At 59.7% G+C, this 12053-nt stretch carries 13 protein-coding genes; all 13 read left to right on the plus strand.

What is annotated here, in order from left to right; translation table 11 throughout:
- The first annotated feature begins 3 nt into the window (after positions 1-3).
- Entirely contained in the window at positions 4-1167 is a 1164-nt protein-coding gene (locus Tel_08470) for a 3-phosphoglycerate dehydrogenase (GenBank protein ID ALP53188.1), read from the plus strand.
- Positions 1168-1173: 6 nt separating this feature from the next.
- Positions 1174-2265, plus strand: a complete 1092-nt coding sequence (locus tag Tel_08475) for a prephenate dehydratase (protein ALP53189.1) — start codon at positions 1174-1176, stop codon at positions 2263-2265.
- A gap of 36 nt (positions 2266-2301) precedes the next feature.
- Positions 2302-3318, plus strand: coding sequence for a 3-deoxy-7-phosphoheptulonate synthase (locus Tel_08480; GenBank protein ALP53190.1), 1017 nt, complete (start codon positions 2302-2304; stop codon positions 3316-3318).
- A gap of 29 nt (positions 3319-3347) precedes the next feature.
- Positions 3348-3680 (plus strand): hypothetical protein, encoded by a 333-nt coding sequence (locus Tel_08485; protein ID ALP53191.1) that lies wholly within the window; start codon positions 3348-3350, stop codon positions 3678-3680.
- Entirely contained in the window at positions 3677-4546 is an 870-nt protein-coding gene (locus Tel_08490; GenBank protein ALP53192.1) for a prephenate dehydrogenase, read from the plus strand. The genes Tel_08485 and Tel_08490 overlap by 4 nt, the downstream gene beginning before the upstream one ends.
- Positions 4547-4573: 27 nt before the next feature.
- Entirely contained in the window at positions 4574-5893 is a 1320-nt protein-coding gene (locus tag Tel_08495; protein ID ALP53193.1) for a 3-phosphoshikimate 1-carboxyvinyltransferase, read from the plus strand.
- A gap of 4 nt (positions 5894-5897) precedes the next feature.
- A complete protein-coding gene (locus Tel_08500) occupies positions 5898-6593 on the plus strand; it encodes a cytidylate kinase (protein ID ALP53194.1) in 696 nt (231 codons plus the stop codon).
- A gap of 143 nt (positions 6594-6736) precedes the next feature.
- Entirely contained in the window at positions 6737-8410 is a 1674-nt protein-coding gene (gene rpsA / locus Tel_08505; protein ID ALP53195.1) for a 30S ribosomal protein S1, read from the plus strand.
- A 137-nt stretch (positions 8411-8547) separates the two neighbouring features.
- Complete coding sequence (locus Tel_08510; protein ALP53196.1) at positions 8548-8856, plus strand: integration host factor subunit beta; 309 nt, start codon at positions 8548-8550, stop codon at positions 8854-8856.
- 26 nt (positions 8857-8882) lie between these two features.
- A complete protein-coding gene (locus Tel_08515; protein ALP53197.1) occupies positions 8883-9176 on the plus strand; it encodes a hypothetical protein in 294 nt (97 codons plus the stop codon).
- A 1-nt stretch (position 9177) separates the two neighbouring features.
- Positions 9178-10353, plus strand: coding sequence for a hypothetical protein (locus Tel_08520; protein ID ALP53198.1), 1176 nt, complete (start codon positions 9178-9180; stop codon positions 10351-10353).
- A 32-nt stretch (positions 10354-10385) separates the two neighbouring features.
- Positions 10386-11093, plus strand: a complete 708-nt coding sequence (locus Tel_08525; GenBank protein ALP54787.1) for an orotidine 5'-phosphate decarboxylase — start codon at positions 10386-10388, stop codon at positions 11091-11093.
- A gap of 419 nt (positions 11094-11512) precedes the next feature.
- On the plus strand, positions 11513-11785 hold the full coding sequence (locus Tel_08530; protein ID ALP53199.1) for a hypothetical protein: 273 nt from the start codon (positions 11513-11515) through the stop codon (positions 11783-11785).
- Positions 11786-12053: the final 268 nt, after the last annotated feature.

A 12053-nucleotide genomic window follows, 5' to 3' on the forward strand; every position in this document is an offset into this window, starting at 1 on the left:
TATATGTATAAAATCCTAACGCTGAATAACATTTCGGTCACCGGCCTGGAACGCCTGCCGCGCGACAACTACGAGATCGCCTCGGAGATCCAGCATCCGGACGCCATCCTGCTGCGTTCCTTCAAGATGCACGACATGGCGATCCCGGACACCCTGAAGGCGGTGGGACGCGCCGGCGCCGGTGTGAATAACATTCCCGTCGATAAAATGAGCCAGCGCGGCATCCCGGTCTTCAACGCCCCAGGCGCCAATGCCAACGCAGTCAAAGAGCTGGTGCTGGCCGGTATGCTGCTGGCCTGCCGCAACCTCTGCCAGGCCTGGGATTACACCAACAAGCTCGACGGAGATGACGCCGAGCTGAGCAAGCTGGTGGAGGCGGGCAAGAAGAAATACGCCGGTTTTGAACTGCCCGGTCGCACACTGGGTGTGGTGGGTCTAGGCGCCATCGGCATCCGTGTCGCCAATGCGGCCTTGAGTCTGGGCATGAAGGTGATTGGATATGATCCACAGATCACTGTGCGTAGTGCCTGGCAATTGGAAGCCAATGTGGAACAGGCCCATAGCGTCGACGATCTGGTGTCGCGCTGCGACTTTATCACCTTCCACGTGCCGCTGGTGGAGGGTACGCGCAACATGCTCAACGCCGCGCGCATCGGCATGATGAAGCAAGGCGCCGTGGTGCTCAACTTCGCCCGTGACGGCATCGTCGACGACGACGCGGTGTGTACCGCGCTGGCGCAGAATAAACTCTATGCCTACGTTACCGACTTCCCGACCAATGCCCTCAAGGGCCAGCCGGGTGTCATTGCCCTGCCGCATCTGGGCGCCTCCACCAAAGAGGCCGAGGACAACTGCGCCGTCATGGTGGCGGAACAGGTGCGCGATTTTCTCGAAAACGGCAATATCGTCAACTCGGTCAATTTCCCCGAGGTGGTCATGCCCTATAGCGAGGGCGCGCGACTGGCAGTGGCCAACTCCAATGTGCCCAATATGGTGGGGCAGATTTCCACCGCCGTGGCCGAGGCCGGCCTGAACATCATCGACCTGCTCAATAAATCCAAGGGTGAGGTGGCGTATACCCTGGCCGATATCGAAGGCGAGATCCCCGACTCGGTGGTTGAGCGCATCAAATCCATTCAGGGCGTATTGTCGGTCAGGGTTCTGTAAGCGGGGATGGCTAACAAATACACCAGCCTGGACCAGGTGCGTGAGCGCATCGATGAGCTCGACGAGCAGATCCAACGCCTGATCAACGCGCGCGCTGAGTGTGCCCAGGCGGTGGCCCAGATCAAGACGCAATCGGGCCACACCGAGGCGGACTTTTACCGCCCCGAGCGCGAGGCCCAGATCCTGCGCCAGGTCATCGAACGCAATCCCGGTCCCGTGTCCGGCGAGGAGATGGCGCGCCTGTTCCGTGAGATTATGTCCGCCTGCCTGGCCTTGGAACAAGCCATGCGCATCGCCTTTCTCGGGCCCGAGGGCACCTATACCCACGACGCCGCGTTGAAGCATTTCGGCCATTCGGTGACCGCCGTGCCCCACGGCGCCATCGACGAGATCTTCCGCGACGTGGAGGCCGGCTTTTCCCACTACGGCGTGGTGCCCATCGAGAACTCGACCGAAGGGGTGGTCGACCACACCCTGGACATGTTTCTCAATTCGCCGCTGCAAATCAGCGGCGAGGTGGAGCTGCGCATTCATCATTGCCTGCTCGCCAAGGGGGATAGTTTGGACGGCATCAAGGCGGTCTACGCCCATCAGCAGGCCCTGGCCCAGTGCCGCGAATGGCTGGACGAGAATCTCAAGGATGTGCCGCGCATTGCCGTCAACAGTAATGCCGCGGCGGCCAAGATGGCCGCCGCGGACGAGGCCGTGGTGGCCATCGCCTCCATGGCGGCGGCCGAGTTGTACGCGCTGAACAGCATCGCCTGCAATATCGAGGACGAGCCGGACAACACCACCCGTTTTCTCGTCATCGGGCGCCAGTCCCCGGCCCCCAGCGGCAAGGACAAGACCTCGCTGCTGGTCTCCACGCCCAACCGCCCCGGTGGTTTGAACAATCTGCTCAAGCCGCTGGCCGACGCCGGGATCTCCATGACCCGTATCGAATCGCGGCCGTCGCGGCGGGCTATGTGGGAATATGTGTTTTTCATCGATATCGAGGGTCACAAGGATGATGTTAATGTGGCCGCCGCGCTGGACGTTCTGGCCGATCGGTCATCGGTATTGAAGGTGCTCGGCTCGTATCCGGCGGCGGTTGTATAGCCCAGCAGCATTTCGAACTTTTTAAGGTAAGCAAGCATGATTATAATTCTGCGTTCCAACTCCAGCGACGAAGACATCAGCTCCGTCGAGGCTAAGATCCGCGACATGGGCCTGGAGCCTCATGTCTCCAAGGGTATCCAGCGCACCGTCATCGGCGCCATCGGCGACGAAAGCAAGATCGACAAGGAGATCCTCGAGGCCCTGCCCTGTGTCGAGAATGTGGTGCGGGTGATGAAGCCCTACAAGATCGTGTCGCGCGACTCCCATGATGGCGACACCGTGATCGATGTGGGTGGCGTGCCCATCGGCGGCAATCGGGTCCAGGTGATCGCCGGCCCCTGTTCGGTGGAAACCGCGGATCAGATGAACCAGGCCGCCGATGCGGTCGCGGCGGCCGGTTGCCGGCTAATGCGCGGCGGCGCCTTCAAGCCCCGCTCCAGTCCTTACACCTTCCAGGGGGTGGGCGTGGAAGGCTTGGAGATGTTCCAGAATGCGGCGCGTAAGCACAACTTACCCATCGTCACCGAGTTGATGGACGTGCGCATGCTCGACACTTTCCTCGAGCACAAGGTGGATGTGATCCAGATCGGCACGCGCAACATGCAGAACTTCGACCTGCTCAAAGAAGTGGGCAAGGTGCAGACGCCGGTGATCCTCAAGCGCGGCATGTCGGCCACCGTTTCCGAATGGCTGATGGCGGCCGAGTACATCGCCGCCGCCGGTAACCACAACATCATCTTTTGCGAGCGCGGCGTGCGCTCCTTCGAAACCGCGTATCGGAATATGCTCGATGTCACCGCCATTCCGGTGCTCAAGCGCGAGACCCACCTGCCGGTGATTATTGATCCCAGTCATGCCGGGGGTAAGGCCTGGATGGTGCCGTCACTGTCACGCGCCGCCATCGCCGCCGGGGCCGACGGGCTGTTGATCGAGGTCCATCCGCGTCCGGCCGAGGCCTGGTGCGACGCCGACCAGGCGCTGAGCCCGGATCAGCTCAATACCCTGATGGGTGAGCTGCGCGGGATTGCGCAGGTGATTGGGCGGGATCTCTAAGCGCGAGGGGATGGAATTTCGTGCTTGGTTTGGTGGCAGCGGCTGTTAAATCCCCCCTAGCCCCCCTTTTGCAAAGGGGGGAACAAGGGGGCAGGCGAATAGCGCGGGAGCACCCCCGAAGCATCCCCCCCTTTGCAAAAGGGGGGCTAGGGGGGATTTATAAACTAGCGGGGATTTATAAACTAGCGGGGATTTATAAACTAGCGGGGATTTATAAACTAGCGGGGATTTATAAACTAGCGGGGATTTATAAACTAGCGGGGATTTATAAACTAGCGGGGATTTATAAACTAGCGGGGATTTATAAACTAGCGGGGATTTATAAACCAGAGGCGATTCATAAAAAGGGAATTCCTTCATGATCCGCCAACTCACCATCATCGGCGTCGGCCTCATCGGCGGTTCCCTGGCGCGCGCGCTTAAACAGGTGGGGCATGTGGGTGAAGTCGTCGGCTGCAGCCGCAACCAGGCCCACCTGCAGGACGCCCAAAAGCTCGGCGTCATCGACCGTTTCACCACCGACATCGGCGCAGCGGTGCAGGGCGCGGACGTGGTGCTGCTGGCCGTGCCGCTGGGGGCGATGGAGGACTGTTTCCGCGCCATGGTCGGGCACCTGGGGCCCGATACCGTGGTCACCGACGCCGGCAGCGCCAAAGCCAGTGTGGTGGCGGCGGCGCAGACCGCCTTCGGCACGCTGCCGGCCGGTTTCGTGCCGGGGCATCCCATCGCGGGGACGGAGCAGAGCGGGGTGCAGGCCTCGTTTGCCGAGCTCTACCGCAACCGCCGGGTGATCCTGACCCCGCTGGCGAGCTCGTCGCCCGCGGCGCTGGAGGCCGTGCGTAACATGTGGCAGGCGACAGGTGCCTTTGTGGATGAAATGGGCGTGGAGCACCACGACGAAGTGTTGGCCGCCACCAGCCATCTGCCCCATCTGCTGGCCTACGGCTTGGTGGATACCCTGGTGTCCATGGACGAAAGCGAGGAAATTTTCCGCTTCGCTGCCGGCGGCTTCCGCGATTTCACCCGCATCGCCGCCAGCGATGCGGTGGTGTGGCGCGACATCTGTCTTGCCAATCAGACGGCCTTGCTGGCGGTATTGGAGCGTTATCGGGCCGATCTGGAAAAACTCACCGAGCTGGTGCGCCGGGGTGACGGTGAGGCCCTGGCGGCGCTCTTCACGCGCGCCAAAGCGGCCCGCGGCAGGTTTGTGGATCAACTTGAAAAATAGCATATAACTTAGTGAAAAATATAATTTATGTCTTCTAATAATATTCGCTTTGTGGTCTACCCGGGCGGTAGCCTGAATGGCGACCTGCGGGTGCCGGGCGACAAGTCTATTTCGCACCGTGCCATCATGCTCGGCTCCCTGGCTGAGGGGACGACCCAGGTGAGCGGTTTTCTCGAGGGTGAGGACAGTCTGGCCACCCTGAAGGCCTTCCGTGCCTTGGGGGTCGAAATCGACGGTCCCGAGGCGGGCCGGGTGCTGATCCACGGTGTGGGGATGCACGGTCTGAAGGCGCCCCAGGGACCACTGGATCTGGGAAACTCGGGCACCTCCATCCGGCTGATGGCGGGCCTGTTGGCGGGGCAGGATTTCGATGTGGAGATGGTGGGCGACGCCTCGCTCTCCAAACGCCCCATGCGCCGCGTGACCGAGCCCCTGGCGCTGATGGGGGCGAACATCGATACCGCCGCAGGCGGCACGCCGCCTTTATATCTGCATGGCGGCGCCCGCTTGAAGGGCATCGATTACACCCTGCCCATGGCCAGCGCTCAGGTGAAATCCTGCCTGCTGCTGGCGGGGCTGTATGCCGCGGGCGAGACCCGGGTGACCGAGCCGGCGCCCACCCGGGATCATACCGAACGCATGCTGCAGGGCTTTGGTTACCACGTGCTGCGCGACGGCGCCACCGCGTGCCTCAGCGGCGGCGGCAGGCTCAGTGCGACGGCTATCGATGTGCCGGCGGATATTTCCTCCGCGGCCTTCTTTATGGTCGGCGCGGCGATTGCGGAAAATGCTGACATTTTACTTGAGCATGTCGGCGTAAACCCAACGCGCACGGGTGTTATTGATATTCTGCGTCTCATGGGTGCGAATATCGAGGTGCTCCATGAGCACGAGGTGGGCGGCGAGCCGGTGGCCGATATCCGGGTCCGCTCCAGCGCCTTGAAGGGCGTCCGCATCCCGGAGGAATGGGTGCCTCTGGCCATCGACGAATTCCCGGCCCTGTTCGTGGCCGCGGCCTGTGCCACGGGCGAAACCGTGCTCAGCGGCGCCGCGGAGCTGCGCGTGAAGGAGAGCGACCGCATTCAGGTGATGGCCGACGGCCTGGTGAAGATGGGCATCAAGGCCGAAGCGACGCCGGACGGCATTGTCATCCAGGGCGGCCCCATGCAGGGCGCCGAGGTGGATGCCCACGGCGATCATCGCATCGCCATGAGTTTCGCCATGGCGGCGCTTAGGGCGCGCGGCGAGGTTGTCATCAACGACTGCGCCAATGTGAATACCTCCTTTCCCGGTTTTGTCGACCTGGCCGCCCGCGCCGGGCTCAAAATCAGCAATCTGGATCCCTAACTGCATGAGTGAGCAAGAACACAACGCCGACGTCATCACCATCGACGGCCCCAGCGGCTCGGGCAAGGGCACCATCAGCCGCCTGCTGGCCAACAAGCTGCACTGGCATTTTCTCGACAGCGGCGCACTGTACCGCCTGGTGGGTCTGGCGGCGCGCAACCACGCCATCGCGTTTGATGACGAAGAGGCGCTGGCCACCCTGGCGGCCCATCTGGATGTGGAATTCGGCGCCGATGAGGATGCGGACGAAACCCATATTTTCCTGGAGGGAGAAGAGGTTAGCAGCGTTATTCGAAGTGAAGAGGCAGGTAATGACGCCTCGCGCGTGGCGGCGGTGCAGGCAGTGCGCGACGCCCTGTATCAGCGCCAGCGCGCCTTTTTGCGCCCGCCCGGCCTGATCGCCGACGGGCGTGATATGGGCACGGTAATCTTCCCGGATGCGCGACTCAAGATCTTTCTCACCGCGAGCCTGGAAGAACGCGCCCGCAGGCGCTATAAACAGTTGAAGGAAAAGGGCCTTAATGCTAATCTATCGGCCCTTTTGGATGAGCTGGCGCAGCGTGACGCACGCGACAAAAACCGCTCTGCCGCGCCCCTGGTCCCCGCCGCCGACGCGGTGAGCATCGATACCTCGGATTTGAGTATTGATGCGGTGGTGGCCGAGGTCTACGGCCGCTGGCAGCGCATCCAACAGGCGTAAGGCAGGACGTGCGGGCGCATGTCCGGCTGTGTGTATGGTACGGGTGGCCTGATGTCAGGCCGTTTTTTTATTCACTCCGCTGCGGCGGAACAACAACTGCCCCGCGATCCCATTGGGGGATGAAGGGTTAAAGGTACAAACGAATGAGCGAAAGCTTTGCACAACTGTTAGAGGAAAGCCTGGTCGACGAGCGCATGCGTCCCGGCACAATTTTGACGGCGATGGTGGTCAGTGTCGACCCCAATATGGTGGTGGTCAACGCCGGTCTGAAATCGGACAGTGCCATCCCCGCCGAACAGTTTTATAACGACGCCGGTGAGATCGACGTCAAGCCCGGCGACGAGATCGAGGTGGCGCTGGAGGCCGTGGAAGACGGCTACGGCGAGACCCGCCTGTCGCGCGAAAAGGCTGTCCGCGCCCACGCCTGGACGGTGCTGGAAAAGGCCATGGACGCCGACGAGGCCGTCATCGGTGTCATGACCGGCAAGGTCAAAGGCGGCTATACAGTTGAGCTGAACGGCATTCGCGCCTTCCTGCCCGGGTCGCTGGTGGATGTGCGCCCGGTGCGCGATGCGGCGCACCTGGAAGGCAAGGATCTGGAATTCAAGGTGGTCAAGCTGGACCGCCGGCGCAACAACGTGGTGGTTTCACGCCGCGCCGTGGTGGAGAAGGAAACCAGCGCCGAACGCGAGCAGTTGCTGGAAAACCTGCAGGAAGGCCAAGTGGTCAAGGGCATTGTCAAGAACCTGACCGACTACGGCGCCTTCATCGACCTGGGCGGTATCGACGGCCTGCTGCACATCACCGACATGGCCTGGCGCCGGGTGCGTCAGCCGTCTGAGATCGTCAACGTGGGCGACGAGATCGAAGTCAAGGTGCTCAAGTTCGACAAAGAACGTCATCGCGTCTCCCTCGGTTTGAAGCAGATGGGCGAGGACCCCTGGGAAGATATCGCGCGCCGTTATCCGGTCGGTTCGCGCCTGTTCGGCAAGGTCACCAACATCGCCGACTACGGCTGCTTCGTCGAGATCGAGAGCGGTGTCGAAGGTCTGGTGCACGTCTCCGAAATGGACTGGACCAACAAGAACATCCATCCCTCCAAGGTGGTGCATGTGGGCCAGGAAGTGGAAGTCATGGTGCTGGATATCGACGAAGAACGTCGTCGTATCTCGCTGGGCATGAAGCAGTGTCAGGAAAATCCCTGGGACGCTTTCGCCGCCACCCACAACAAGGGCGATAAGATCAGCGGCACTATCAAGTCCATCACCGACTTTGGCGTATTCGTCGGTCTGGAAGGCGGTATCGACGGTCTGCTGCACTTGTCCGATCTGTCCTGGAACGATGCCGGCGAAGAGGCTGTGCGTGAGTACACCAAGGGCGAAGAGATCGAGGCCGTGATTCTGGCCATCGACCCCGAGCGCGAGCGTATCTCGCTGGGTGTCAAGCAGCTGGATCAGGATCCCTTCTCACTCTTCGTGGCCGCCAATCCCAAGGGCAGCATTGTTAAAGGAAAGGTCACCGAGGTCGATGCCAAGATGGCAGTGGTGAATCTGGCCGAGTCTGTCGACGGTGTGCTGCGCGCTTCCGAGCTGTCGCAGGAACATGTCGCCGACGCCCGCAATGTGCTGAATGTGGGTGACGAGGTCGAAGCCAAGTTTACCGGCGTTGATCGCAAAAACCGCACCATCATGCTGTCCATCAAGGCCAAGGACAGTGATGAGGAAGCCGAAGCTATCAAGGAATACAGCGGCGCTTCCGAAGGTGGGGCAACCACGTTGGGCGACCTTCTGAAAGAACAGATCGAAACCCAAAACTAAAAAAATCAGTAAATCCCCCTGGAAGTTGATTTCAGGGGGATTTTCTTTCAAACAGCTGTTGCCAAACAAGCGAAGATGCGCCAATATTGTATGATCTACAAGGGGTTACGGCCCCTTACTGTTAGAGGAAGACAATAATGACAAAGTCCGAGCTGATTGATTTATTGGCCCAGCGGCAGAAACACTTGACCTATAAAGACGTGGAGTTTGCGGTCAAGACCATGATTGAACAAATGGCCCAGAACCTCTCCACAGGGGAACGCATCGAGATTCGCGGCTTCGGTAGTTTTTCTCTCCATTATCGTCCGCCCAGACTGGGCCGGAATCCGAAAACCGGTGAGTCGGTGCCCCTGGCGGGCAAATACGTGCCTCACTTCAAGCCCGGCAAAGAACTCAGGGAACGCGTCAACCAAAGTATCGAGCGCGTTGATATCGTTGACAGTTGATTCGGTTCTCTTCCAGGGGAGGAGAGATGTCTAAAATAATTGGGCTCATCTTTTTATTCATTCTCGCCGCGGTGGTGATCAGCTTTACCACCCTCAATGCGCAATCCATCCAGATTGATTATTACCTCGGTTCAGCGGAAATCCCCCTGGCCATCGCCTTGGTGATCGCCATCGCCGCGGGTATCCTGTTCGGATTCGTCGCCAGTTTTGGCATGGTGTTGAGATTGAAGCGGGAAAATCACCGACTGAAAAAATCCGCCAAAAGCGCAGAAAGCGAACTCGTCTCTTTGAAAGCCGCACCCTCCCAGCACAGCCATTAAAATGGAATTGAGTCTGCTCTGGCTTCTCCTTCCTGTCGCGGCGGCCTCCGGCTGGTATGCGGCGCGGCGCGAATATCAAAAAAAGGCCCGGCAGTCGGCCGCCAATCTGCCCCAGGATTACTACAAGGGGCTGAACTTCATCCTCAACGAACAGCCCGACAAGGCCATTGACGTATTTATGAAATTGTCGGAGTTGGACGACACCACCATCGAAATCCATCTGGCCCTGGGCAGTCTGTTCCGGCGTCGCGGCGAGGTCGACCGCGCCATCCGTCTGCACCAGAACCTAATCAATCGTCCCAATCTGAGCGCCGTGCTCTACAGTCAGGCCCTGCAGGAACTGGCCCTGGATTACACCAGCGCCGGTTTGCTGGATCGGGCGGAAAATCTATGCCTGGAACTGGTGGACGTGGACGGACGCAACCTCGCCGCGCTGCGCCTGCTGCGCGATATCTACCAACAGGAAAAGGAATGGTTTCGCGCCATTGATGTGGCGCGCAAGATCAGCGCCTGCCTGGGCGAGCCCCAGTCTCTGATGATCGCCCATTACTACTGTGAAATGGCCGAGCAGGCCTGGCGTAAGGACGATCCGGTCCAGGCCCAGCGCATGCTCGACAAGGCATTGCAGGAAGACCCGCGCTGCGGCCGCGCCTTTATGATTCGCGGCCGCATCGAGCAGCAGCGCGGCAATTACGACGCCGCCATTTCCGCCTATCAGAAGCTCGAATCCAAGGCGCCGGAATACATGTCCGAGATCCTGCAGGAATTAAAGACCTGTTATCAGGCCATCGGCCAAAGGGAAAAGATGGTCACCTATTTGAAGCGCATCATCCGCCATCATCACGGCGTCGAACTGGTGTTGACCGCCGCGCACATGCTGCAGGAATACGAAGGCGCGGATGTTGCCTTGGCGTTTCTCGGCCACGAGGTGACGGAGCGGCCCTCGCTGCGCGGGGTGCAATATCTGCTCGAGCTGGACTTGGGCCAGGTCAATGACGAAAAGGGTTATCTGGCGGTGATCAAGGCATCCTTGGACAAGCTGCTGGCCAACAAGCCGGTGTATCGTTGCAACAGCTGCGGCTTTACCGGGGTGGAGATGCATTGGTGCTGTCCGAGCTGTAAGAAGTGGTCGAGCATCAAGCCGATCCATGAGTTTCAGTGGGGGGCGAGTATCTAGACGTTGTGCTCGACAAATCGCTCTACAATAGAATGACTGCCGATAATAAACCCATCATCATCGCACTCGATTTTCCCAGCGCGGCACCGGCGCTCGAGCTGGCGGAACGTCTCGATCCCGACCGCTGTCGTCTCAAAGTGGGCAAGGAGCTATTCACCCGCGCAGGGCCGGCTGTGGTGGAGCAGTTGCAATCCAAGGGCTTTGAGGTCTTCCTCGATCTCAAATTTCACGACATCCCCCATACCACGGCAGCCGCTTGCAGTGCCGCCGCCGAGCTGGGTGTCTGGATGGTCAACGTCCATGCCTCGGGCGGACGGCGCATGATGGAAGCAGCGCGCGAGGCCATCGACGCAGGGCGGCATCGTCCCCTGCTGATCGCCGTCACCGTGCTGACCAGCATGTCCGCCGACGAGCTGACCGAAATCGGTTTGTTCACCGACCCGGCGGATCAGGTCATGCGCCTGGCGCGCCTGGCGCATCAATCCGGGCTGGACGGCCTGGTGTGTTCCGCGCAAGAGGCCGCCAAACTGCGCGACGAATTCGGTGCCGGGTTCAAGCTAGTCACCCCGGGTGTCCGACCGGCCGGGGCCGACAGCGGCGATCAACGCCGGATCATGACGCCGGAACAGGCGCTCCAGGCCGGCGCCAGCTACCTGGTCATCGGCCGTCCCATCACTCAGGCGACTGATCCGGTCGCCGCCTTCGAACATATCCAACAACAAATCGCTGTGTCTCGATAACAGGGCGCGCCCAACCAGTCCCCCTCTTCGCAAAAGAGGGGCCAGGAAGGATGGCGTAACTTGTTCCTCTGCCAGGCGATGAATCCACATAACTCTGCTAAGGCGTGACAACCCGCCTCCCCCTTTGGAAAAGGGGGAGTGAGGGGGATTTGAGGAATCTGACTCGACTGTTAAATTCCCCGCCCGCTTTTTTCAAAGGGGAATGACCGCGCCAAGATTGATGTGGGTACCCATGTTAGGAGGGGAAGGGCTTTGGTAGGCACCCTTCGAACCAGGGGAAATTTAAATGGGCGGCAAATCGCCCCAAATCCCCCCGATCAACATATTGACCAATCATCACAGATTGTGCATCCTAAAACTGCATTAAAAAAATGCATAATTAAGTAGGCACTAACATTCAAAATAATAAAGGGGGTTTTATGTTTAAGCATATTGTTATGGCTGTCGCGCTGATGTTTGCTGCCTTCACGGCACAGGCGGCAGATACGATCGACATCAACCAGGCCGACGAGCAGGTGCTAGCGAGTGAGTTAGTCGGCATCGGCCCGACCAAGGCCAAGGCGATCGTGAAACACCGTGAAGAGCACGGTCCATTTCGTAACGCCGATGAGTTGACCGAGGTCTCCGGTATCGGTGAAAAGACCGTTGAAAAGATCCGCGACAAACTCTCGTTTTCAGACGAAAGCAAATAGTCGTATTTCCATGATGACCCAAACGCCATGCCGAGTGCATGGCGTTTTTTTTGGTCTCCTGTTTGAGATGCTCGGGGATGGATAACTAGAGTGCTTGGGGCCAGGGGAGAGCTGGGCGAGATTTAATAAACTCTAATATACTCCATTTAATACGTCACCCATGCAGAGGGATGGGAAGGGGGTGTTACCAAGAAATGCGTCAGTAAAACAACAAAAATCGCGGTTGTTGCTGTAAAATACTGACGCTTACCGGCACAAAGATTGGCTG

This window comes from Candidatus Tenderia electrophaga, assembly GCA_001447805.1.
Taxonomy (GTDB): Bacteria; Pseudomonadota; Gammaproteobacteria; order Tenderiales; family Tenderiaceae; genus Tenderia; species Tenderia electrophaga.

Excerpts from the sequence above, each read along its gene's own strand:
- Tel_08470 (ALP53188.1), top strand. The coding sequence starts at position 4 with ATGTATAAAATCCTAACGCTGAATAACATTTCGGTCACCGGCCTGGAA.
- Tel_08475 (ALP53189.1), top strand. The coding sequence starts at position 1,174 with ATGGCTAACAAATACACCAGCCTGGACCAGGTGCGTGAGCGCATCGAT.
- Tel_08480 (ALP53190.1), top strand. The coding sequence starts at position 2,302 with ATGATTATAATTCTGCGTTCCAACTCCAGCGACGAAGACATCAGCTCC.
- Tel_08490 (ALP53192.1), top strand. The coding sequence starts at position 3,677 with ATGATCCGCCAACTCACCATCATCGGCGTCGGCCTCATCGGCGGTTCC.
- Tel_08495 (ALP53193.1), top strand. The coding sequence starts at position 4,574 with ATGTCTTCTAATAATATTCGCTTTGTGGTCTACCCGGGCGGTAGCCTG.
- Tel_08500 (ALP53194.1), top strand. The coding sequence starts at position 5,898 with ATGAGTGAGCAAGAACACAACGCCGACGTCATCACCATCGACGGCCCC.
- rpsA (ALP53195.1), top strand. The coding sequence starts at position 6,737 with ATGAGCGAAAGCTTTGCACAACTGTTAGAGGAAAGCCTGGTCGACGAG.
- Tel_08510 (ALP53196.1), top strand. The coding sequence starts at position 8,548 with ATGACAAAGTCCGAGCTGATTGATTTATTGGCCCAGCGGCAGAAACAC.
- Tel_08515 (ALP53197.1), top strand. The coding sequence starts at position 8,883 with ATGTCTAAAATAATTGGGCTCATCTTTTTATTCATTCTCGCCGCGGTG.
- Tel_08520 (ALP53198.1), top strand. The coding sequence starts at position 9,178 with ATGGAATTGAGTCTGCTCTGGCTTCTCCTTCCTGTCGCGGCGGCCTCC.
- Tel_08525 (ALP54787.1), top strand. The coding sequence starts at position 10,386 with ATGACTGCCGATAATAAACCCATCATCATCGCACTCGATTTTCCCAGC.
- Tel_08530 (ALP53199.1), top strand. The coding sequence starts at position 11,513 with ATGTTTAAGCATATTGTTATGGCTGTCGCGCTGATGTTTGCTGCCTTC.